This window comes from Thermopolyspora sp. NPDC052614 (assembly GCF_040678635.1).
Lineage (GTDB): Bacteria > Actinomycetota > Actinomycetes > Streptosporangiales > Streptosporangiaceae > Thermopolyspora.
The window spans coordinates 423,383-444,296 of sequence record NZ_JBFATZ010000001.1; the positions used below are offsets into that span (position 1 = coordinate 423,383).

Here is a 20,914-nt window from a genome sequence, read left to right on the forward strand (position 1 = left end):
CGCCTCCTAGAGGTGAGCTTTGAGTTCGCTGATGAACGTGCGCCACTCAGTAGGGCTGAAGAGGAGCGTGGGGCCGTTGGGGTTCTTGCTGTCGCGGACCGCGACGACACCGGGCAGATTGGTGGCAACCTCGACGCAGAGGCCGCCGTTGTCCGAAGATCGCGATGATCTCCGCCAAACAGCGGTGTTCAGGTCCATACGGCCCCCGCCTCCTAAGGTGAGCTTTGAGCTAGAGGTGAGCTTTGAGTTCGCCGATGAACGTGCGCCACTCAGTAGGGCTGAAGAGGAGCGTGGGGCCGTTGGGGTTCTTGCTGTCGCGGACCGCGACGACACCAGGCAGATTGGTGGCAACCTCAACGCAGAGGCCGCCGTTGTCCGAAGAGCGTGATGATTTCCGCCAAACGGCGGTGTTTAGGTCCATTCGCGTCTCGCTTTCTCGATCATCTGAAGGGATACCCGCTCAGGATATGCCCAGCGTCGTATCGCCTCATACCGCTGCCATACTGAGGTAACAATGTCATAGTCGGCAGTGATATATCCCTGTGTTGGGGAGTCCGCCTGCACGACGTTCGGTTGGCCGTCCGGGAACTCGGCCATCGCGAAGTTGCCCGCCAGACCTGCGACGCACTCCGGGTCGACGATCTGGACGAAGACGGTGGGTCGCTGTGTCATCTCCAGCAGATGGCCGAGCTGCTCCCGCATGATCTCATTGCTCCCGATCCGGCGGTGAAGTACACCCTGATCGATCAACACCAGAACGTTTGGCGGGTTCTCCCGATCAAGAATTCGTCGGCGGGATATACGGGCCTCGACGCTCGCTTCCACCTGCTCGGGCGTGCCCTGTAGTCCCTGGCTGAAGATGTGCCGTGCGTATGCCTCGGTCTGCAGGAGGCCAGGGATAAGGAGCGGGTCCCAGGAGCGCAGGACGGTAGCGGTGGGTTCGACCTCCTCGGCCCAATCTTGAAACCAGGACGGGCTGCCGGGGCGCATAAGGATCCGCTCATGCAGCCGGACGAAAGAGATGCCGTTGGTCGTGCCAAAGAGCTTGTCCAGCTTCTCAGCGTCCGAGCGTGACGGTGTCCGGGTGGCTTTTTCCAGCCGGCTCACCTGAGTCTGCGTACACCCGAGACGCGCCGCCACAGCGGCCTGCGACAATTCAGCCATCTCCCGCAGTCGCCGCATCTCCATCCCGAACCGCACCCGAGGCGACCCAGGATCCAGGGACGGCACCACGTTCATCCCATTCACTCCCCAATCCCCCCAAAAGAGACCATCTTCCCATCCGTCGCTGCTCCCGCTCGCGCATCATATTAATCACCACCCGTCAACGTCACTCAAGAATAAAAACTCTTTCACCCATCCCAAAATATTCCAGTCGCATACCAGATACTCCATCGCCATCCTGGCCTCAACAACAACAAATCAATGGCAAGTGGGACTCCTCTGCTCAATCTCTAAAATCTGGACAGACGCTGCCTTCGGCCGCGTCGTGGTCCGCCTGGCGTACCCCTACGCCTTCGATCGACGCCGAGCCCGCCGCAACCCACTCGATCATCGAGTTCCGTTGTGCTCATGGCCGACATCTCGCGCGTGGACGACGCGGATGACGGCCGGAGGCGTCGCGGCACAGCCGATCCGCCGGGCCTGAACGCCCTTGAACCGCCCCGCCGAGTGCCGGTTCGGCGACGCTGAAGGGTCACTGCGGCTCCGGCGCTGATTGCGCCATATTGCGGTGGCCGCCGTGGCGTCCGGTGTCTCAGGTTACGTGTTGAACGGGCGGACGAAACTGCCGTAAATGCCCCACACACACGGGTGCGGAGGTGGTTGGTGTCCCACTACGGGAGTCGCCGGCGCGTCCAGCGCTCGCAGCCCGGTTCGCCTGACGATCAGGCCGCGGGGCGTACCGATTGACATCTATTGGCTATGTCGATTAGCTTTCAAGCTATGCAGCGTAGCCACAGGAGCGGGGACGCCGGCCATGGCTAGGGCCGGGCTCACCCGCAGCCGGGTCGTCGATGCCGCCATCGAACTCGTCGACAAGCACGGCCTTCCGGCGCTGACCCTCGCCGCCGTCGCCGAGCATTGCGGCGTCGCGGCCCCGTCCCTCTACAAGCACGTGAGCAACATCGCGGAGCTGCGCACTCTGGTCGGCATCCGCGTACTGGAGGAGATGACCGACGCCTTCACGGCCGCCGTGCTCGGCCGCAGCGGCACCGACGCCATAACCGCCGTCATGCGGGCCTACCGCGCCTACGTGAAAGCACACCCCGCCCGCTACGCGGCCGTCCCCGTCGATCCCCTGCACCAGCAGGAATACGCCGCCTCCGGGTACCGCATGCTCCAGGTCATGCAGGCCGCGCTGCACCCCTGGCGGCTCGACGAGAACGAATCGATCCACGCGCTCCGGGCCGCCAGGGTGATCGTGCACGGATTCGCGTCCCTGGAGGCGGCGGGAGGCTTCGGCCTGCCACAGGACCTCGACGAGACCTACGAGCGCCTGATCCGGATGTTCCTCGCCACCCTCCCCCCGCTATAGGAGATCGCCATGCCCCTCACCCACACCCGGCTCGCCGCCGCCGCTTTGACCGCGGCCGGCGTGCTGTTCTTCCTCTATCCGGCGCTTCGCCCGTGGGCGGACGAGTCCACGGCCGAGGGCGCCCTGTACGCGATGTCCTCGCCATGGTGGGTGGCGACCCACCTGTTCGCGATGATCGGGTTCATCCTCGTCCCCCTGGCGCTGCTGCCGATCAACCGGACCGCCGCCGTCATCATGTGGATCGGCGCGGGGCTGACCCTGCCCTACTACGGCGCGGAGGACTTCGCGCTGAACACCCTCGCCGTCAAGGTGAGCGACGGACAACGACTGGACCTGGTCGGCCTCTCCGACAGCATCCGCTTCCACCCGGCGGCGGCCACCACGTTCCTCATCGGGCTGATCCTGCTGAGCATCGGCGCACTGGCCGCCGCCGTCGCGATCTGGCGCTCGCACGTACTGCCTCCCTTCAGCGCGGTGCCCTTCGGCATCGGCTTCGCCCTGTTCCTCCCGCAGTTCTTCGTCGGCGAGGCGGGGCGAATCGCGCACGGCGTACTCATGGCCGCCGGATGCGGGTGGCTCGCGGTCTCCCTTTGGCGGGCCCGCACCTCTCGCTCTCGGTTGAGCAGTGCTTAAGGAGGGGCAACCAACGCAATTGGTGAGAATCGTGCCTGCTGCCGGGCGGCGGGTCGTCCACGCACCGGCGACCCTCGCCGCCCACCGTCACCGCAGAGGCGGAAGACAACCCCCGGCGCCTCGAAGAAGGACGCCCCCGGAGAAGAAGGTGGCGTTCGAGGGCGGCGGGCCGGTGCGCAGAAGGCGACGACGGCGGCGGTGACGAGCCATGCCTCCGAACTCAACCGGTCTGCGGCATCGCCGCCCACGAATGCGAGGCGAGGCTCGATCAGGGCAAGTCGTACCGGGATCTGATGGTTGTGGCCTCCTCCTCGGTCACCTGCTGGGGGGTTCGGGCAAGCGCTTGATGGAGATCGGAGAGGATGCGGTCCCCCGAGGCCCGGACGCGGGAGCGGAACTGGGCGAGCTGCTCGTCGAAGAGCTTGGCGGCCGGACCGGTCCACACCTTGCCCGAGTGGAACTTCTCGACCGGCCGGCCCAGGTCTGCGTCCACCGCCTGCACAAGCGGCTCCACCAGACGCAGAGTGTTCTGTAGCGCCAGATGCAGTGGATTGGGCACCATCTGCGCCATCCTGCTCAGGCCCCTTTCTCTGCTGTGGGGGAGGGGGTGGGCGCGCTCTTATCGGTCATCAGCCTTGGCGCAATCAACTTCATCAATGCCACTGCGTCCGCCTCGTGGTCGCGCCCATTGGCACCTTGTATGATGTCCACGACGAGCATCGCCTTATCGCGAATCAGGACGGCTACTGCGCTTGCGTGCTTGTCGTCGAACTCCTTCGCTGCGTAATATCCGTCCCCACCTGGCATGATGGCGGGCAGGCGCTTCGCGCCCTGGTCGAGTTCTTCCTTCACCCGTCCGGGGGTGCCGTGTGCCCTTAGTACGACTTCCAGTATCTTGTGTCGGTCCCCGGTTGGCTCGTAGGCACCGCACCATCCATCGCCGTATCCATTTGCTGCAGCCAAGTCGAAATTTCCCTGAGTCAACGGGGTTTGGACCCCGGTTATTCGTTGCACTGCATCCAAGGGAATGTGTCCGCAGATATAGGGGGCAGCGGCAACGGAGGGCAAAGGGGTGGTGTCGACCGCCGCTGGTGACTCGCTGCAGCCAGAGGCCGATGCCAGGACGCAGGCTGCTGCCGTTAGGGCCGCGAATGCTCTAGTTATCTTCATTGTTGATATCTATTGAACCCCTTGAGGAAGGCGGAGTCTATCTGTGATCGCACGGTTGACCATTCTTTTCCGGCTGGTCCGTCATAGATCCACTTGCGGTACGCGTCATAGGCGACAGGGTTGCCGTCGGCGTCTTTGGTGGCCAGCATCTCCTCTCGTGTCATCAAGGTCTTACCGTCCTCCTTCAGGAAGTTGTTGGGCGCTTTGCGAGGATCACTACCTGGGGGTAGGTCGCTGAGTGATGCCCAGGGATGGTGCTTATCAGGTGGTTCGGCCTGTCCGAATAAGCCGCGCTTGAGCATCGCCTGTGCGGCGAGTTGCTCTACAAGGAAATGCGTTTCATTCGCTCGCGTGTTCGCGTCCGTAGTCGCCTTCTTTGCTTCTACTCCCTTGAAGGCCTCCTCGAAGATGCCAGTCCATGCGCTGACAACGCCCGCGGCGATCGGCCAACCCGCGTGCTGGGGGATGGCAAGACCGGTGTTGACCAAGGCCGCCAAGACCTTCGCATTGCGCTCCTGCGCTTCGTCTAACTCTTGTCCCTGCTCGATGCGGGCCAGACCGGCGGCGTCGGTGATAAAACCGAACCCCGCTGCAATTCCGTGTGCCGCATCGTAGAAGTGTTCGCTTCCTTTGCCGGCTGCCATTCGAGCAGCGCTGGCGTCGAGTAGCTTGCTGGCCCATATGGTTTGAGTGCCCGCCACCAGGGCGAATCCCTTCGGGTCTTCTTTGAAGACCTCCGCCATGAGTGTTTTGAGGTCCTGACGGTACAATCTGGCACCCCAAGGCTCTCGTCCTGGAAGGCCCGGGTGATCCTCTCCCGCGACACCGACCCTCCAGTCGGAGTCGGAATTCGCGACACGATTCACATCCACGATATAGGTGGCGAGGATGCGACTCATAGTATTGGGCGTGACGCTGAGCGCTTCTCCATCCTTGAGCCGCTTCGCTTCCAGGTGTATGAGCTCTGACGCCAGCTTGGCCGACAGGTAGCCCCGTGACGGGTTCTGTGCTGAGCCGTCGTGGTCGCGGAATGTCGTGGTGGCGGTCAGCAGGGCTGCGCTCAGGGCCTTACCGTCATCGAACATTCTTCGTTCGTTGAGCAGGCGTTTCAGGACCTCGGGGTCTTTGACGAAGAAGTCTTGGGCCGCCTCGGGGACGCGGGACAGGGCGGTCAGGACGCCGGGTAGGGGGTCCAGGACCGGGACGCGGTTTGCGGCCTCTATCTTTCTGGCGACGTCCACCAGGAAGTCGGCGTCGTAGGTGCCGTGCATGAGGGCGCGGGAGAGCCAGTAGTGCTGGCCTGCGGAGCCGTTGGCCGTGAGCTCCGAGCGCCACGTGGTGGTCAGGCGTGGGCTGGCCGCCGCCAGTGTCTTGCCCAGGGCGGTCTGGAGGCGCTGGGCGGTGGCGCGGTCGGTGGATTCCCCGGTCTTGGTGAGCAGTTCGCGGAACCGGGTGGCGCCCATGGCGTACATCAACGCAGTGGCGAAGTCCGCGTCGCCGGTGCGTTTTTCCAGCTGGGCCAGTGTGTTCTGGTCGAGTTTTCCGGTCTGGGCGGCCTGGGTGAGGGCGAGGGCGGCGGCGTAGGCGTCGGGGTTGTTGACGGCCTTGTTGTACAGGGCCTCGTCGAAGGGGGTCAGGCCGGTGGCGGGGGCGGAGCCGGGGCTCCAGCTCTCGCGGACGGCCTGGATGGTCTGGTTGCGGCGGCGCAGTTCGGGGCGCTTGGTGCTGATCCAGTTGCGGGTTTCGCGCAGCGCGGTCAGGCCCGAGGTGTCCAGGTCGAGTTTGTCCAGGGCGCGGCGGATCTGCAGTTCGTTGGTGCCGAGGGTGTCCTCCGCGCGGGCCAGGGCCTTTTCGAAGTCGTCCAGTTGCGCCGGGTCGATGCCGGAGAAGTCCCAGTCCACCGTTGCATGGATGGTCACGGTGGGGTGGGGGTTTGGGGCTGCGCCGCCGGTGGGGTGTCCCGATCGGCGTCCGGTGGTCGTGGACAGGGACACCGGGTTGGGTTGCGGTTGCGGTGACGGTTTGGGCAGAGGGTGAGCCGTCGAAGGGACGGTGCTTTGGTGGTGTGGCGGCGAGCCCGCGGTGGGGTGCGGGTGTGGCGATGGCTCGGGAGACGGATGTCCCATCAGGTCTCCGGCTCTGTCGGCTGCACACGGATGCGTATGGGGTCACATTATCTTGATCCAACCGCTTGATGGCATTCTTTGGTCATCTTGGGCATGGCGAGCGCTGTCCGAGGTCGAATCCGGTGTTTTGTGGGCGGCGCCGGCGTGCAAAGGCGGGTCGATCGGCCCGGTGAATTCGGGTGATATGGCGCAGGGCGGGTGCTCTGCCGCGTCGCTGGTAGCAGGGACGATCAGGGGTGAAGTCTGATAAAGGTCGGCAATTTCGATTGGTATCGGTCCACCCCGTACGGCTATTCCGATGGCGTCCGTAATGCCGGCCGGGGCGGGATGGGGATCCGCCCCGGCCGGATTCCGGCTCAGGAGCCGCCGTCGCGGCGGTCGTGCCGGTCGGCGGTGGCGGCGACGAGGGCGAGCCCGGCCAGACCCGTGAAGGCGCCGAGCGCGCGGACGAGCGGGTCGGCGTGCTCGGCGCCGACGGTCAGCGAGTACGCGGTCATGGCGATGGCGGAGCCGACGGCCAGTGCCGCGCCGGTCCACCGCAGGACGCGTCGTGACATGGGAGGCCCCTCCGCCGGCCCGCTCCGGCCGGGGCGGGGTGTCGCGGCCGCGCGGGAAGGCGGCCGGGGAAGCCGGTCAGGAGGGGTCCAGGGCGTCGGTGTTGCCGACGTGGAGGCGGACGACGCCGCTGACGTAGCGGCCGCCCTTGACGTCGCCGGGGACGACCAGGCGTGGCCCCTGCTTGTCGAGCTTCTTGCCGTCCTGGGCGACGGCGAGCAGGACCTTCTTGCCGGAGAAGGCCGGGTCGATCTCGGCCCAGGCGACGGTGGCGCGGTAGCCGTCGGAGCCGACGGCGGTGACGACCAGGCGCAGTTGCGCGTTCTTGACGTCGGGGTCGATGCGGGGCTTGGTCAGGGCCAGGACGTCGGCCAGCAGCGGGCCGGTGAAGGTGTGCCGCTCGGGGCCGTGGGAGGTCTGGTAGCGCACGCGGACGGTGTGCTGGGGCAGGCTGCGCAGCCGGGCGAAGGTGAACGAGCGCGGGTGGGCGACCTCGCCGCGTACCTTGACCGGGCCGACGGCAGGGCCCGCAACAGTGCCGACAACAGAGCCGACAACGGTGGCGCCGGAGGTGATCGTGGCGGCGGTGGCCGTTGCGGCGGTGGCGGGCGTCAGGGCTGTCAGCAGGGCCGTGGCCAGTGCGAACGAGGCGGCCCGGCGGCGGGGGGTACCGACACTCATCGAGTACGCTCCTATCTCGTGGATGCGATGCGATAACCATAGATCAAGCCGCTAGTGCAACGAAATCTGGGTATTCATGCTTGCATCTGCGGCATGTATGGTGAGGGCTTGTGACGACGTTTCGGATCAGCGAGGCCGCGGGGCTGCTCGGGGTCAGCCCCGACACCGTCCGCCGCTGGGTGGACGCCGGTCGGCTGGGGGCGGAGCGGGATGAGTACGGCCATCGGCGCATCAACGGCGTTGATTTGGCCATGTTCGCCCGTGCGCAGGTCGAGGAGGCCGGGGGCGAGGTTCGCTCCTCGGCGCGTAACCGCTTCCGCGGGATCGTCACCGAGCTCATCCGCGACGCGGTGATGGCGCAGGTGGAGATCACCGCGGGGCCGTTCCGGGTGGTGTCGCTGATGAGCCGGCAGGCCGCCGACGAGCTCGGCCTGGAGGTGGGGGTGGTGGCGGTCGCCGTGGTCAAGGCCACCAACGTCGTCGTGCAGATACCCGGTCACGAGCATGTGACCAGTCACTTGTGAGGAGCCCCCTTTGATGTTCAGGCGTCTTCCCCGATGGGTCTTAGCGTTGCCCGTCGCGCTCGCGCTGGCGGGTCTGTCCGCTTGCGGTTCCGGCGGCTCGGGCACGTCGTCGGCCCCGGCGTCGTCGGCCTCGGCCGCCGGTGGCGGGGCCAAAGAGGTGACCGTGTTCGCGGCGGCCTCGCTCACCGAGACGTTCACCGAGCTCGGGAAGTCCTTCGAGGCCGCGCACCCCGGTACGACGGTGAAGTTGAACTTCGGATCCAGCGCCGCGCTGGCCCAGCAGATCGTCCAGGGGGCTCCGGCGGACGTGTTCGCGGCGGCGAGCCCGGCCACGATGAAGACCGTGACGGACGCGTCGCTGGCCACCTCGCCGACCACGTTCGTACGCAACAAGCTGCAGATCGCCGTGCCCAAGGACAACCCGGCCAAGGTCGAGAACCTCAAGGACCTGACCGATCCCAAGGTGAAGGTGGCGCTGTGCGCCGAGCAGGTGCCGTGCGGGGCCGCCGCGATCAAGGCGCTCGACGCGGCCGGGCTCAAGATCACCCCGGTCACGCTGGAGCAGGACGTCAAGGCCACCCTCACCAAGGTCGAGTTGGGCGAGGTGGACGCGGCGCTGGTCTACAAGACCGACGTGATCGCCTCACAGGGCAAGGTGACCGGCATTTCCTTCCCCGAGGCCGACCAGGCCATCAACGACTATCCGATCGCCACCCTCGCCAAGGCCCCCGCCGGTGACCTGGCCAAGCAGTTCGTGGACCTGGTGCTGTCGCAGCAGGGCAAGGACGTGCTCAGCAAGGCCGGCTTCGAGACGCCCTGATCGCCCATGGCCGATTCTGCCGCTGCGCAGGTTGGTCCTCCGGATCCGCCCGGCGGATCCGGAGGACTCGGCCGCCACGACCGCGACGCCATCTGTCTCGGCGGGCCCTGCCACGGCCTGCTCGTCCACGTCGAGCAGGACGTCGGCGTGCTGGGCGTGCCCGTGCCGCGCCGTTCGCCGGACGAGCCCGTACGGCACGCGGGCTATCGCATCACGGGCGAACGGGTGCGCTACTTCGGGCGGGCCGAGCCGTACATCGCACTGCACTGGGTCGGTCCCGCGGAGTCGGCCTGCGAGTGCTCAGCCCCATAGCGGGTCGTCCGCGCAGACTTTGATGTCGGTGACCTGGCTGATGTGCCGGCCGCCGCATCGATCGCCCGGCATCACCAGGTGAGGTCCCTGCTCGTCGAGGTCCCGGTGGTCCAGGGACACGGCCAGCAGCGCCGGGATGTCGCCGAACTCCGGGTCGACCTCGCCCCATGACACCACCGCGTGATGGCCGTCACGGCCGCGTACCAGGATCATGAAACGCAGCCGGTCCTTGCGCTCTCCCGGGTCAAACAGCGGTCCGGCCGCGCGGAGCACGTCGATGAGCAGCGGGCCGCGGAAGTGATGGCGGCGCAGCCCCGAGGTGCGGCATTCGAACGTCACCGTGGTCTCCCGTTGCGCCATCGACCGCAGCGTGTCCATGGTCAGCCAGGTGGGCTCGCGTACCTCGCCGGTCAGCGCGACCATATCCCTCGCCCTCGGCTCGATCGACGTTGACTTCACCTGGCACCTCCTTGCCTCGATGACCCGGCCGGTCCGCCGACGTCCACCACCGATCACGGTCACACTTATCTGCAAGTCCGTCAAGCGGTTATGCATCGCAAATGCGATGATTTATGTGTCGATTCGGCCGTTTATGAGCATGAGGGGCCGGTCCTCGCGTGGCCACGGCCGGGGGAGGGGAGCCGTCCGGTCGTCACGGGTGCCGGGTCAGGGTGGGGCGGTGCCGTACGAGGGCGGGGTCGGCGCGGGTCTGCCGGAGGAGCAGGGAGATCACGTCCGACAGGCGTCCGCGGCGGTGGAAGGCGGCACGCTGGCGGGCCGCCGCCGAGCCGTCGCGGCGGAGCCGGGTCAGCGCGGTGGTCACCGTCTCCAGGTCGCCGTAGGCGTGCAGGGCGGGCCGCAGGTGGTCCGTCAACCGGGTGAGCAGGGTCCAGGCCGGCATCAGGCGGCCGGTGGCCGGATCCAGGGCGTCGCCCTCCAGGCCGTCGCGGGCCGCGCGCCAGCAGGCCGCTTGCAGTAGCGTCTGCTCCAGCGCCGGGGCGGGCAGCCCGGCGCGCACCTTGGCCAGGGCGGTGGCGGCCAGCGCGCGTACCAGGGCGGCCAGCAGGACCGTCTCCAGCACGGTCGCGCAGGTGTCGGCGGTGCGGAACTCCAGGGTGGGCAGGTGGTGGGAGGGCCGGATCAGCCAGTAGACCATGCCACGGTCCAGGATGACGCCGGAGGTGATCAAGGCGTCGACGAGGGCGTCGTAGTGCGCGGCCGAGTGGAACGGCGGCGGCGGGCCGGCGCTGGGCCAGCGCGACCACAGGATGGCCCGCCAGCTCGCGTAGCCGGTGTCGGCGCCCTCGGCGATGGGGGAGTTGGCCGTCAACGCCTGCAGCAGCGGCAGCCAGGGGCGGGCGTGGTTGGACACCCTGATCGCCTGCTCGCGGTCGGGGATGCCGATGTGGACGTGGCAGCCGCAGACGCCTTGGCCGTGCAGCAGCGCGCGGTAGTGGCGGCACATGGTCCGGTAGCGGGGCGCGGCGGTCAGCGGCGGCATCGCGCCGAGGGGGTTCAGCGGGGCGTTGCCGCAGGCGATCAGGCCGACCCCGGCCGCGTCGGCGGCGTCGGCGACCGCGGTGCGCAGCTCCGTCAGGTCGCGGGCGAGCTCGCGCAGGTCGGTGTGCACGTCGCTGTTGGTCTCGATCTGGAACTGCGTCAGCTCCGGCACCACCCGCTTGGCGATCGGCGATTTGATCCGGCGCATCACCTTCGAGGCGGCGGGTACGGCCCGGCCGGTCGTACGGTCGACGAGCAGGAACTCCTCCTCCACGCCCACGGTGAGCGGACCGTGCCCGCATGTGTCGTGCATGGGCGCCTCCTCGCCGTCGAGGGTGGCACCCGGCCACCCTGGTTGCGACCGTGCCGATTACAGGCCGATGTGCAGGCCCGTGTGCGAGCCTGTTTGCAGGCCCGTGTGCAGGCCGCTGTACAGGCCCATGTGTAGGGAGGCGGGAGCGTCGCCGATCCGTCGGTACGCCGATGGCCGGCGAACGCGCCTGGCGCTTGGACGCCTCCCGCGAGGCGGCGCCTCTCCGGGCGTCCGCGCCCTCGCCCTTTGGCGGGGACAGGGGCCGACCCGGACGGGAGGCCGTCCGCGACGGGCATCCGCCCCCACTGTGCCCAAACCGGCATCTCCTGAAAAGTCGCTTTGCTCTACCTTTGGGGTCGGGTTCTGGTGGTGGGTGGCCGGGGTCGGCGCGGTCTCCGCGACCGCTCATCGGGCCGGGCGCGAGCGCGCGTCCTTCGGGTGATCGCGGCGCCACGCTCGGCCGTACCCCATGCCGTAACCGATCGTGGAGGAGGCACACGGTGGTCGACGTACGCGTCGCCGAGGTCCGGCATGTTCTGATGTGGGTGCTGGTCGTCCTGGTGGACGAGGCGGGAGGGCGCATGTTCCCGTTGTGGCTCCGCCATCAGCACGCCTACGGTCTCCTCGCCCCGGGAAAGCTGGTGTTCACGCTGGTGGACTCCACCGGCCAGCGGGTGGAGTCCGTTCGTGTCGACCGGCTCGGTGACCAGTCGTACGCCAGCGAGGTGCGCCTCGACACCCGCCTGGGCGAACAGGTCGTCAAGGCCGGCATCGGGGAAGGGCTCGCCATGGCCAGGCACTACGGCTGCCCCGTGCTGATCGACGACGATCTGATGGACGAGCTCGGCCTCAGCCTGGCCGACCACGGATCCCTGGAGCGGGCCGTCGATGCCGCGATCACCGCCAAGGGCATCCCGCTGCCGGGCGTCGTGCGCAAGGCGGAACGCTCACCGCGGCCGTGCAACCTGGACTTCTCCGACGGCCTGCGCGGCTGGGAGCTGCGCGGCAGCTTCCTGACGGACTTCAGCGAGAACCACGTGGGGGACTACACCTGCGGCACCGGCGACGGCGGCGGCTATCTGAAGGCCCAGGTACGGGCGCCGTTCCGGTTCGCCGACCTGCGCCAGGTGATCCTGGCCGACGACCACCGCGGCCGGGCCGTCCGCCTCGCGGCCGACCTCCGTACCGTCGACGTGGTCGACCGTGCCGCCCTGTTCCTGTCGGTCCTGACTCCCGAGACTCACGGCGGCGCCCGGGAGCGCGCCCAGCAGCCTCGGCGCGGCACGACCGACTGGGCCCCCACCAGCATCGAGGCCGACGTCCCGCTCGACGCCACAATGATAATTTTCGGTGTCACCCTGACCGGGCCGGGCCAGATCTGGCTGAGGAACGCCGCCCTGACGCCATGCGGCTGACCTGCCGGTGCCAGGACGCGGCGGAGACGGCGGGGGACGGCGACGCCGCCGGGCGTTCAGCGGGCGGGGCAGCGGTGGTCGGCGTGCCTGTTCGGCGAGCAGCAGACGACGCCGCAGGTGAGGAAACGCCCGCCCGTCAGCCAGAACCCCCACTGGACGTCGACGCCGCCGCCGAGAAAGTCGCGCGCCAGGTCCAGCCGGAAGTCCAGGCCGATCCTGGCCTCGGCGTCCGGGTGCAGGAACGACGGCTGGGCCGATCGGTATCGCGCGGCCAGCCAGTCGAGGGCGCCGTCCGTGCCGGTGTGGGTGGCGTCGATGCGGCGGGTCGGCTTGAGGAGCCAGTCGCAGGTGCGCATCGGCGGAAGCGGGGAGGAGAGGAACGGCGCCGGATCGGCGGGCGGCGGCGGCATCCGGCGTTCGGCCTCGTTGCGCAGATCCTCCCCCATCCCCGTCCAGACATAGCAGTGCAGGTGCATGACGCTCCCTACAGTGATGGTGGCCCCTGCCTGTTACCGGCGGGCAGGGGCCACCGGCCGAGAGGTTTCCTATCCCAGCGGTTCTTCTACACGGTGGTCATGCCCGCGGCGCGCAGCTCGTCGCCGGTGAACCGGAGCGTCCCGGCGGCCGGGTTCTTGCTGTCGCGCAGGGCGAACGCGTCCGCCTCTCCCGGAATCGCGGCCAGCTCGACGCACGACTCCATCTCGTCCTCCTGCTGGTTGCCTCCGCACAACCGCCGGAAACGCGCCCCGGCGAGGTCGAGCGTGTACAGGTCCACTTCGCCTCCTGTCGTTGAACGATCTTGCGTACGCCACCGCGATCGGCCGACGCCCCCCGGCGTCGTACTCGTGGGTGGAGCCGACGCGGTGCCGTTCGCGGAAGGTTCTCACCTTCCGTGACTAGACGTTACTGATCGTCGGCGTACGGCACAGGCTGATGTGGCGATTCGCATCAACTGGTCTACCGGCGGTTGACCAGCCCAAACGACCGTTGGCGGCTGCAATGGCGCGTGCGCATCATCGGAAAACGCCACGCCGCCGGAGCGAAACGAACCCAAGCGAAGCCGGGACGGCAGGGGCGGCAGGCCAAGGCTGCGACTCCGGACCTGAAGGCGTACCGCGTGGCTCGGAGCGAGGCTATGGCGTCGCCCTCGGCGGAGGCGTTGCCGCCCGGTGCCTCACCCGGTGGTACGGCGACGCGCTCCCAACCGTCACCCACAACCGTCACCGCCCACCCTCACGCGCGCGGGCGTCCCAGGCGGCGAGGATGCGTGACTCCTTGCCGGGGTCGATACCGGGTTCGGGAACGGTGTCGCGGTAGCGGATGAGCTTGTCGGGCACGCCGAGGTCGCGCAGCCAGGCCCAGGTGTCCCGTACCGTCTCCGTGATGGGACGGCAGCGCAGGCCGGCCGCCTGTGCCTTCGCCGTGGAGATCTGCCAGACGAAGGTCCAGTCGGGCTGCTCGGGGGCCCACAGCGGCAGTTCGAGCCACGGCTGGACCCCGTGGTCGAGCAGGAATTGGTCGTCCATCCACACCGGCTCGGCCGTGGAGCCGGTGACGGCGGCGCAGTCCGCGAGCAGGTCGCCGAAGGTGGTGCCGCCGGGCGGGCCGGTGAGGAGGAAACGGTCGTCGACGCCCCGCTCGGCCTGGTCGAGCGTGAAGATCGCGATGTCGCGGGCGTCGATGAGCTGGAGCGGGCGGCCGGGGTCGCCGGGGGCGACGAACCGGCCGCCGCGGTGGACCCGGCGCAGCCAGGTCGGCAGGCGGCCCACGTTCTCGTGCGGGCCGAGGATGAGGCCGGGCACGACGATCAGCCTGTTGCCGTCGAAGTACTTCTCGACGGCACGCTCGCAGCCCGCCTTCAGGACGCCGTAGTCCCCGCCGTCGGGCCCGTCGTCGGGCCCCGCGTCGGGGGAGCATTCGTACAGGGGCGAGCTCTCGTCGACCACGCTCGCCGGGTAGCCCGACACCGCGCTGATGCTGGAGACGAAGGCGTACGTGGCCGCCCGGCCGGACAACAGCCGGGCGGACTCGGCGACGACCCGGGGCACGAACCCGCACACGTCGACCACGAAATCCCACTCCCGGCCGTTGACCAGCCGTTCCAGATCGGCCGTCGCCTGCCGGTCGCCGCGGACGGCCTCGACGCCTTCGACGTCCGGCGCGCTCCTGCCCCGGTTGAACGTCGTGACCTCGTGGCCGCGCCGCAGCGCCTCCGCCACGATCGCCCGTCCCTGGAAAACCGTGCCGCCAATCACCAGAACTTTCATGGGCGCCATTGTTGGCGCCTGGTCAGCGTGTCGGCGAGACCGTTTCACCACCGGCGCACGCCGTACGCCCAGGGCGGAAGGGCCCGCCGAGGGACTCCTCCGGGTTGAGCACCTCGACCCGGGCCGATCCGATGTCGAAGTAGAGGCCCACCAGCTCCAGTCGGCCCTCGCCGACCATCCGGGCGACGGCGGGATAGGTCAGCAGATTGTCCAGTTGCTGCAGGACGTTGACCCGGCAGAGCCGGTCCAGCCGCCCACGGCCCTCGATCGGCTCGACCGGCTCGATCGGCTCGACCGGCGAGCCCGGCTCGTCAGGTAGGCCCGGCTCGTCCAAGGTGGGCGCCCGCGTGGCCCCGGCCGCTCCGACCGGCACCCTGGCCCCGGCGACGGGCACGCTCGGCGACGCGTCGTAGAACCGGGCGAGGCTGCGCCCCCCGTGCTGCAGCCAGCGGGACAGACCGGGCATCCTCTCCGTGTCCGCCTCGGCGTTGAGCAGGGCCGACATCGCGCCGCAGCCGGAGTGGCCGCACACGGTGATCGTCTGCACGCCCAGCACCCCCGTGGCGTACTCGATCGCGGCGGCCACCGAGTCGTCGGGCGGGGCGAGCCGGTGGCGCGGCACCAGGTTGCCCACGTTGCGGACGGTGAACAGGTCCCCCGGGCCGCTCGCGGTGATAAGGCTCGGCACCACCCGCGAGTCGGAGCAGGTGATGAACAGGTGCGTGGGGTCCTGCCGGAAGGCGAGTCGGCTGAGGATGGGCCTGACCAGCGGGGCGGTGCGGCGGTGGAACTCCAGGGTCCCGGCGAGGAGCTGTGGCATCGCCTGGCCGTCGCGGCCCCGGGCGAGCTGCTGGTGCCGCCCGGGTCGGCTGCGCCTGCGGTAGGCCCAGGGCAGCCACCACCGATACGGCACGCGCGGCGGCGACTTGGCCGAGAACGCGCGGGACCCGCTGGCGGCCGCCGCGTACCAGTCGCCGTGCATCTCGTCGATCTCCACGGTGCCGCCGCCGCGCTCGTGCTCCTGCCGCCAGGTGTGCAGGATCTCGAACGCCGCGTGGTCCATGAAGTCCACGTTCAGCTCCATGTCCACGGCGGCTCCGGCGGGTACGGCCCGCAGCGCCTCGACCAGCCGCGGCACCCCGAGGAAGGTGAGCGAACCGGTCACCGCCACATGCCAGCGGCCGTCCGGCTCGCGGCACACCTGCGCGGAGATCCGGGTCAGGCGGCGCAGCACCTGCAGGGCGGTCAGGCCGAGCCCGAGCAGCACCCCCTCGGCGAGGCCGAGCACCACCACGCCGCCCAGGGCGACCGCGTACACCCAGATCTCGCCGTGGCCGCGCAGGTTGCGCACGTGACCGACGTTGACCATCTGCACGCCGATGGACACCAGCAGCGCCGCCAGAGCCTCCATCGGAATGAGGGTGATCGCCCACCCGAACGCCAGCGCGAACACCAGCACCCACACCCCGTGCAGGATCGCCGACCAGCGGCTGCGCGCCCCCGCCCGCACGTTCGCGGAGCTGCGCACGATCACGCCCGCGATCGGCAGGCCGCCGAGGGCGCCGGAGATCATGTTGGCCGCGCCCTGGCCGATCAGCTCACGGTCCAGGTCGCCGCGCGGGCCGTCGTGCATCCGGTCGACGGCCATCGAGCAGAGCAGCGACTCCACCCCGGCGAGCACCGCCACCAGCAGCACCGCCCCGACGACGCCGTGCCAGTCGCCCTGCGGCCACACCGGGGTGGTCCAGTCGTCGAGGTCCGACAGGTCGACGTGGGTGACCTTCCAGTCGGCGAGGGCCGCGACCGCCGCGGCGACGAGCAGGGCGGCCAGCGGCGCCGGCACCGTGCGCAGGTGGGGCAGGCGCGGCCAGACGGCGAGCACCGTGACGGTGAGCACGCCGACCATGACCGCGTGGCCGTGGATGTCGATGATCTGAGCGGGCAGTTCGGCGATGTTCTCCAACGCGGACCGCTGCGGCCGGCCGCCCAGGACGATGTGCAACTGGGCCAGCGCGATCACCACGCCGACTCCGGCGAGCATGCCGTGCACGACGGCAGGGGAGACGGCCAGCGCCGCCCGCGCCACCCGCAGCAGACCGAACGCCAGCTGCAGCAGCCCGGCCAACAGCGTGATCATGCAGGTGGCCGGCCACCCGTACGTCTGCGCCAGGTCCGCCACCACAAGCGACAACCCGGCGGCCGGCCCGCTCACCTGCATCGCCGAGCCTCCAAGAGCCCCGGCGACCACGCCACCGACCACGGCCGCCACCAGACCGGCGACCAGCGGCGCCCCTGACGCGACGGCGATACCGAGGGACAGCGGCACCGCGACCAGAAAGACCACCAACGACGCCGGTGCATCATGGCGGATAACCGACCATATCGCACTCCTCGTACTTATTTGACTACGCTGAGTATCCCTCATGGGGCGACCTTATGACAGCGGACATCTCTTCGCGAAAGAACCGGCGAAACCCCCTTCGCCCCTAGAGAAACCAACGCCGACCCGTACGCGAACCGACGCCCGGTCAGCAACCGGGTGCCCTCGCGGGCGGACTGGGTGTGATCGGCGCACGCGGCACCGCTCAGGGGCACACCCCTTCCCCACGACACGCCACGCGCGCGAACAGACGTGGGGACTCAAAACCGGCCACCAGCGGTGACCTCACCCCGGCCACCTGCGGCCACCTTTGCACGGCCCCGGACAGAAGGCGGAGGCGTCAAGGCGTCTGGAGCGGGCTCACCTGATGCTGACGGCCGGTTCTGGAGGTGGGGAGCGCGCCGTGCCCACAACCCATGCTTGAGCTGCGGAGGCGTGCGTGTAGTGCCCCCCGATCATGGGGGGTCGGCGTTGTGCGTACGCGACGACCACGGCCTGTTTGCCGATGCGTGGAGAGGCGTGGAGTCGGCTCACCTGATTCTGGTGGCTGGTTCTGGAGGTGGGGAGGGCCGTGCCCACGGCCCTTGGTTGAGCTGCGGAGGCGTGCGTGTAGTGCCCCCCCGATCATGGGGGTCGGCGTTGTGCGTACGCGACGACCACGGCCTGTTTGCCGATGCGTGGAGAGGCGTGGAGCCGACCCACCTGATGCTGGTGGCCGGTTCTGGAGGTGGGGAGGGCCGTGCCCACGGCCCTTGGTTGAGCTGCGGAGGCGTGTGATGGCCGCTCACTCGATCATGGGGGGGGTCGGCGTTGTGCGTACGCGACGACCACGGCCTGTTTGCCGATGCGTGGAGAGGCGTGGAGCCGACCCACCTGATGCTGGTGGCCGGCGTCCGGGAAGCCGGGAGCGCTCGCCATGCTGGCGGCCCATCCGCTGAGGCGCGGAGACGCCGGGAACCGGCCACCTGATCCTGGGGGGCGGCGCTTGAGCGAATGCCCTGTTCATGGCCTATGCGCTGAGGCACGGCGAGGATACCGGCCGTGATGGCCGCCGGTGACGTTGGGAATCGGATCAGCGGTAGTAGTCGGGGTAATCGGTGTCGGGGGTGCGGTGGCTGCCGCGACGGCCCCGGGGCGCCTGAATGGTCTTCTCCGAGTCGGGGGACTCGGCGTCGCCGTACATCTCCTTATAGGACGGCCAGCTTGCCTGGGAGTCGCGCTCCGGCCAGGCGACGGGGGCCGCCGGGGTTCCGCCACGGTCGATGCCGTAGTAGCCGCCCGACAGGACGTCGTCGCCGGTGGTGCCGTCCGGGCGGCCGATGGCGCGGGACGGGCTGGTGGGCGTGCCTGTGGCCGGGGTGGGGCCGGTCACGGTGTCGGATTCGTCGATGGTGGCCCAGCCGGGGCTGACCTCGTACGACGAGCCGGCGGAGCCGACCGGGCCGGTCGGTGTGCCGGTCCGGGAGGATCCGTAGCCGTCGCTGAAGGAGGTCTGGTATCCGGCGGTGGACCAGGTCTCGCGTGAGGAGGAGGACGGCGGCGGGTCGTCGTCCAGTACGTCGCGGACCCCGGACCAGCCGGGTATGGGGGTCGGCGTGCCGGTGGGGCCGGACGGGGCGGCCGAGGCCGCCGGCGTCTGGGCCGGTGAGGCCGGGCGAGGGGAGCCCGCCGGAGAGGCCGGGGACGCGGACGGGATCGGCGGCATGGAGAAGACGCCGGTCTCCGGCAGGGCGGCGTCCGCCGGGGCGGGGCCGGTGGGCGTGGGGGTGCGGCGCATCGGCCTGCCCTGCGGCTCGGCCATGAGGCCGGCGGGGGTGGCCGACGCGGGGGGCATCGCGGGGAACGAGTCGCTGGGGGAGCGGCGCGGCTCGGGCATGCCGAGCTCGGGGGCCCCCGGTACGGCACGCGCGTCCGGCGCGCTTGGGAACTGGCCCGACGGCAGCCGCGTCCCCGGGAAGGGGGCGCCGGGCGTGCGTGGCGGTTCACCGGCGCGCGGGCCGGGCGGGGACCCGGCGAAGGGGCCGGTGGGGGTGCGCGCGGCCTCGAAGGAGCCGCTGCCCCGGCCGGTGTCGAGCGGTGCGGAGGTGGCGCCGCCGCGGCCCTCCTGGAACGGCCCGGCGGGGGCGCGACGAGGGCCCGTGCCGCCGAGCGGATCGGCGGAGCCGCGGCGCGGCCCGGTCGTGCTCGCCGGGTCGGCCGGGGTGCGCCGCGAGGAGCCGCCCGTGCCGAGCGGATCGGACAACGGATCCGGGCGGGCGGACGCGGCGGCGGGGCGGGGCGCGCTTCGCGGTGAGCGGGTGTCCCGCTGCGGACGAGACGGAGGAACGACACTGCCGGGACCCGTGCCGCCGGGGCTCAGCGGAGCCGGTCCGGTGGGGCCGGGCATGCCGGCGGGGCCGCCCAGCGGCGTGCGGGAAGCGGACCCGGGGCCGGGCGTGGGGCGGGTCCCCGGCCCGGTGGCCGTGGCGGGCCGGGCGGAGGGGCCGGTGGAGGCCGCCGGGCGGGCGGCGGGGCCCGAGCCGGGCACGGGGCCGGTGGCACCGCCATGGCGGACGGGACCGGTGGCGCTTCCCGGGCGTACGGGGCCGGTCGCGGGCGCCGGACCGGTCGCGGGGCCGGAGCGGCCCGCCGGGCCTGTGGCGGGAGCGGGACCGGTGGAGGTCGAGGGCCGGGGGGCCGGTCCGGCCGGGCTGAGGCCCGGGAGGGCTCCGGCGGGCGTCTGGCCGGTGGAGTTCAGGCCGGGGGTTCCCCTGGCGGGGGTCGGCCCGGTGGGGTTCAGGCCCGGGGTGGCCCTGGCCGGGGTCGGTCCGGTCGAGCTCAGCCCGGAGGTGCCCCTGGCGGGGGTCGGTCCGGAGGTGCCCCTGGCGGGGGTCGGTCCGGTCGAGCTCAGCCCGGAGGTCCCCCTGGCGGGCGTCGGCCCGGTGGGGTTCAGGCCCGGGGCGGCTCCCGCAGGGGTCTGGCCGGTCGGGCTCAGGCCCGGGGCCGCTCCGGCGGGAGTCTGCCCGGATGGGCTGGTGAAGCGGATGGTCTTCTCCTCGGCGGCGGAGGACGGCGTGGCACGGGCCGTCTCCACCAGGTCGGCGAGGTTCTTGCCGGGACGGGTGGGCAGCGGTGCCTGCACGGTCGCGGCGTTGGGATCGACCCGTTCGGCGTTGCGCGGGCCACCGAGCGCGCCACCGGGAGCGCCACCGGCACCCGCGGCGGGCGTACCGGCGGGGGAGGATTCGTCGGACGGATGGGGCGAGGCCTTCCGGGCGGCGATCGATCCGCCGAAGCCGCCCTCGTCGGCGCGTACCCGCGTCCAGTAGTCGTCGTCGTAGTCGTCGTTGTCGCCCCACTCGTCGACGCCGCGACCCTTGCGCCCGGCGGCGCGCTGAGCTGTACGGTTGCCGGTGGACGGACGCTGGGGAGCGCGTTTGGGCCCGGAGTCGGGGTCTTCGAACTTGTCGAACCCCTCGGGGAAGCTCTCGAAGAAGGTGTCCTCGGCGGGACGGCTCGACGCCCGCTTGGTCTTGCCCTCGGCCATGGCCTTGATGCGCTCGGGGGACAGGTTGCTCTCCCGCCGCTTCATGCCCCGGACGCCCGACACCACGACTGCGACCACGAGGAACACCACGGCCCCGAGGCCCACAATGATCGCTGTCATAGCACCATCCTCAAGGCCGAGCCGGCCATGGCCTTC

General features: G+C 70.1%; 21 protein-coding genes and 1 pseudogene. 6 read left to right on the forward strand and 16 right to left on the reverse strand.

The annotated features are described in order from the left end of the window. Positions 1 to 6: 6 nt before the first annotated feature. From AB0K60_RS01715 to AB0K60_RS01725, 3 genes are read right to left on the reverse strand one after another with little or no spacing between them, the layout of a single operon-like run. Positions 7 to 198 (reverse strand): DUF397 domain-containing protein, encoded by a 192-nt coding sequence (locus AB0K60_RS01715; RefSeq protein ID WP_364047424.1) that lies wholly within the window; start codon positions 196 to 198, stop codon positions 7 to 9. Between the two features lie 31 nt (positions 199 to 229). Beyond that, on the reverse strand, positions 230 to 421 hold the full coding sequence (locus tag AB0K60_RS01720) for a DUF397 domain-containing protein (RefSeq protein ID WP_364047426.1): 192 nt from the start codon (positions 419 to 421) through the stop codon (positions 230 to 232). Then, positions 412 to 1,239 carry a helix-turn-helix transcriptional regulator gene (locus AB0K60_RS01725; protein ID WP_364047428.1) on the reverse strand — a complete coding sequence of 276 codons (828 nt, stop codon included), beginning with the start codon at positions 1,237 to 1,239 and terminating at the stop codon, positions 412 to 414. Before AB0K60_RS01725 ends, AB0K60_RS01720 begins: the two co-directional genes overlap by 10 nt. Positions 1,240 to 1,978: 739 nt before the next feature. Between AB0K60_RS01725 and AB0K60_RS01730 the strand changes: the two genes are divergently transcribed. Together AB0K60_RS01730 and AB0K60_RS01735 are read left to right on the forward strand one after the other, a co-directional pair. Continuing rightward, positions 1,979 to 2,536 carry a WHG domain-containing protein gene (locus AB0K60_RS01730; protein WP_364047430.1) on the forward strand — a complete coding sequence of 186 codons (558 nt, stop codon included), beginning with the start codon at positions 1,979 to 1,981 and terminating at the stop codon, positions 2,534 to 2,536. Between the two features lie 9 nt (positions 2,537 to 2,545). Next, positions 2,546 to 3,169, forward strand: coding sequence for a hypothetical protein (locus tag AB0K60_RS01735; protein ID WP_364047432.1), 624 nt, complete (start codon positions 2,546 to 2,548; stop codon positions 3,167 to 3,169). 268 nt (positions 3,170 to 3,437) lie between these two features. Here the strand turns inward: AB0K60_RS01735 and AB0K60_RS01740 are convergent, their stop codons facing one another. The 5 genes from AB0K60_RS01740 to AB0K60_RS01760 all read right to left on the reverse strand — a co-directional run bounded on the left by AB0K60_RS01740 (position 3,438) and on the right by AB0K60_RS01760 (position 7,701). Further along, positions 3,438 to 3,731 (reverse strand): hypothetical protein, encoded by a 294-nt coding sequence (locus AB0K60_RS01740; RefSeq protein WP_364047434.1) that lies wholly within the window; start codon positions 3,729 to 3,731, stop codon positions 3,438 to 3,440. A 14-nt stretch (positions 3,732 to 3,745) separates the two neighbouring features. Then, positions 3,746 to 4,021, reverse strand: coding sequence for a hypothetical protein (locus AB0K60_RS01745; protein ID WP_364047436.1), 276 nt, complete (start codon positions 4,019 to 4,021; stop codon positions 3,746 to 3,748). Positions 4,022 to 4,335: 314 nt separating this feature from the next. Continuing rightward, positions 4,336 to 6,240 (reverse strand): DUF6571 family protein, encoded by a 1,905-nt coding sequence (locus tag AB0K60_RS01750; RefSeq protein WP_364047438.1) that lies wholly within the window; start codon positions 6,238 to 6,240, stop codon positions 4,336 to 4,338. Positions 6,241 to 6,821: 581 nt separating this feature from the next. Then, positions 6,822 to 7,022 (reverse strand): hypothetical protein, encoded by a 201-nt coding sequence (locus AB0K60_RS01755; RefSeq protein WP_364047440.1) that lies wholly within the window; start codon positions 7,020 to 7,022, stop codon positions 6,822 to 6,824. Positions 7,023 to 7,098: 76 nt separating this feature from the next. Beyond that, positions 7,099 to 7,701 (reverse strand): molybdopterin-dependent oxidoreductase, encoded by a 603-nt coding sequence (locus AB0K60_RS01760; RefSeq protein WP_364047442.1) that lies wholly within the window; start codon positions 7,699 to 7,701, stop codon positions 7,099 to 7,101. A 110-nt stretch (positions 7,702 to 7,811) separates the two neighbouring features. On the opposite strand from AB0K60_RS01760, the gene AB0K60_RS01765 reads away from it, so the two are divergent. Genes AB0K60_RS01765 through AB0K60_RS01775 form a run of 3 tightly spaced genes read left to right on the forward strand, consistent with a single transcriptional unit; the run spans position 7,812 to position 9,357 of the window. Then, on the forward strand, positions 7,812 to 8,225 hold the full coding sequence (locus AB0K60_RS01765) for a helix-turn-helix transcriptional regulator (protein WP_364047444.1): 414 nt from the start codon (positions 7,812 to 7,814) through the stop codon (positions 8,223 to 8,225). A gap of 13 nt (positions 8,226 to 8,238) precedes the next feature. Then, the gene (gene modA, locus AB0K60_RS01770; protein WP_364047446.1) at positions 8,239 to 9,045 is read left to right on the forward strand and encodes a molybdate ABC transporter substrate-binding protein; all 807 of its coding nucleotides are present in this window, start codon (positions 8,239 to 8,241) and stop codon (positions 9,043 to 9,045) included. Positions 9,046 to 9,051: 6 nt separating this feature from the next. Beyond that, a complete protein-coding gene (locus AB0K60_RS01775) occupies positions 9,052 to 9,357 on the forward strand; it encodes a hypothetical protein (RefSeq protein ID WP_364047448.1) in 306 nt (101 codons plus the stop codon). Here the strand turns inward: AB0K60_RS01775 and AB0K60_RS01780 are convergent. Further along, positions 9,346 to 9,816, reverse strand: a complete 471-nt coding sequence (locus AB0K60_RS01780; RefSeq protein ID WP_364047449.1) for a molybdopterin-dependent oxidoreductase — start codon at positions 9,814 to 9,816, stop codon at positions 9,346 to 9,348. The two genes, AB0K60_RS01775 and AB0K60_RS01780, sit on opposite strands and share 12 nt — an antisense overlap. A gap of 193 nt (positions 9,817 to 10,009) precedes the next feature. After that, positions 10,010 to 11,170: a glutamate--cysteine ligase gene (locus AB0K60_RS01785; RefSeq protein WP_364047451.1), complete on the reverse strand. Its 1,161-nt coding sequence runs from the start codon at positions 11,168 to 11,170 to the stop codon at positions 10,010 to 10,012. A 500-nt stretch (positions 11,171 to 11,670) separates the two neighbouring features. On the opposite strand from AB0K60_RS01785, the gene AB0K60_RS01790 reads away from it, so the two are divergent. Next, the gene (locus AB0K60_RS01790) at positions 11,671 to 12,585 is read left to right on the forward strand and encodes a bifunctional nuclease domain-containing protein (protein WP_364047453.1); all 915 of its coding nucleotides are present in this window, start codon (positions 11,671 to 11,673) and stop codon (positions 12,583 to 12,585) included. Positions 12,586 to 12,641: 56 nt separating this feature from the next. Here AB0K60_RS01790 and AB0K60_RS01795 read toward each other — a convergent pair whose 3' ends face one another. The 6 genes and pseudogenes from AB0K60_RS01795 to AB0K60_RS01820 all read right to left on the reverse strand — a co-directional run bounded on the left by AB0K60_RS01795 (position 12,642) and on the right by AB0K60_RS01820 (position 20,878). Beyond that, entirely contained in the window at positions 12,642 to 13,061 is a 420-nt protein-coding gene (locus AB0K60_RS01795) for a hypothetical protein (protein ID WP_364047455.1), read from the reverse strand. Between the two features lie 86 nt (positions 13,062 to 13,147). Then, complete coding sequence (locus AB0K60_RS01800) at positions 13,148 to 13,360, reverse strand: DUF397 domain-containing protein (RefSeq protein WP_364047457.1); 213 nt, start codon at positions 13,358 to 13,360, stop codon at positions 13,148 to 13,150. Positions 13,361 to 13,805: 445 nt separating this feature from the next. Continuing rightward, complete coding sequence (locus AB0K60_RS01805; RefSeq protein WP_364047459.1) at positions 13,806 to 14,852, reverse strand: NAD-dependent epimerase/dehydratase family protein; 1,047 nt, start codon at positions 14,850 to 14,852, stop codon at positions 13,806 to 13,808. A 22-nt stretch (positions 14,853 to 14,874) separates the two neighbouring features. Then, on the reverse strand, positions 14,875 to 15,246 hold the full coding sequence (locus AB0K60_RS01810; RefSeq protein WP_364048133.1) for a carbonic anhydrase: 372 nt from the start codon (positions 15,244 to 15,246) through the stop codon (positions 14,875 to 14,877). A 21-nt stretch (positions 15,247 to 15,267) separates the two neighbouring features. Further along, a pseudogene (locus AB0K60_RS01815) lies at positions 15,268 to 17,277 on the reverse strand (SulP family inorganic anion transporter); the annotation flags it as partial. A 1,027-nt stretch (positions 17,278 to 18,304) separates the two neighbouring features. Next, complete coding sequence (locus AB0K60_RS01820) at positions 18,305 to 20,878, reverse strand: hypothetical protein (protein ID WP_364047461.1); 2,574 nt, start codon at positions 20,876 to 20,878, stop codon at positions 18,305 to 18,307. Positions 20,879 to 20,914: the final 36 nt, after the last annotated feature.

Excerpts from the sequence above, each read along its gene's own strand:
- AB0K60_RS01785 (WP_364047451.1), bottom strand. The coding sequence starts at position 11,170 with ATGCACGACACATGCGGGCACGGTCCGCTCACCGTGGGCGTGGAGGAG.
- AB0K60_RS01715 (WP_364047424.1), bottom strand. The coding sequence starts at position 198 with ATGGACCTGAACACCGCTGTTTGGCGGAGATCATCGCGATCTTCGGAC.
- AB0K60_RS01755 (WP_364047440.1), bottom strand. The coding sequence starts at position 7,022 with ATGTCACGACGCGTCCTGCGGTGGACCGGCGCGGCACTGGCCGTCGGC.
- AB0K60_RS01760 (WP_364047442.1), bottom strand. The coding sequence starts at position 7,701 with ATGAGTGTCGGTACCCCCCGCCGCCGGGCCGCCTCGTTCGCACTGGCC.
- AB0K60_RS01775 (WP_364047448.1), top strand. The coding sequence starts at position 9,052 with ATGGCCGATTCTGCCGCTGCGCAGGTTGGTCCTCCGGATCCGCCCGGC.
- AB0K60_RS01820 (WP_364047461.1), bottom strand. The coding sequence starts at position 20,878 with ATGACAGCGATCATTGTGGGCCTCGGGGCCGTGGTGTTCCTCGTGGTC.
- AB0K60_RS01795 (WP_364047455.1), bottom strand. The coding sequence starts at position 13,061 with ATGCACCTGCACTGCTATGTCTGGACGGGGATGGGGGAGGATCTGCGC.
- AB0K60_RS01805 (WP_364047459.1), bottom strand. The coding sequence starts at position 14,852 with ATGAAAGTTCTGGTGATTGGCGGCACGGTTTTCCAGGGACGGGCGATC.
- modA (WP_364047446.1), top strand. The coding sequence starts at position 8,239 with ATGTTCAGGCGTCTTCCCCGATGGGTCTTAGCGTTGCCCGTCGCGCTC.
- AB0K60_RS01740 (WP_364047434.1), bottom strand. The coding sequence starts at position 3,731 with ATGGTGCCCAATCCACTGCATCTGGCGCTACAGAACACTCTGCGTCTG.
- AB0K60_RS01725 (WP_364047428.1), bottom strand. The coding sequence starts at position 1,239 with ATGAACGTGGTGCCGTCCCTGGATCCTGGGTCGCCTCGGGTGCGGTTC.
- AB0K60_RS01730 (WP_364047430.1), top strand. The coding sequence starts at position 1,979 with ATGGCTAGGGCCGGGCTCACCCGCAGCCGGGTCGTCGATGCCGCCATC.
- AB0K60_RS01735 (WP_364047432.1), top strand. The coding sequence starts at position 2,546 with ATGCCCCTCACCCACACCCGGCTCGCCGCCGCCGCTTTGACCGCGGCC.
- AB0K60_RS01720 (WP_364047426.1), bottom strand. The coding sequence starts at position 421 with ATGGACCTAAACACCGCCGTTTGGCGGAAATCATCACGCTCTTCGGAC.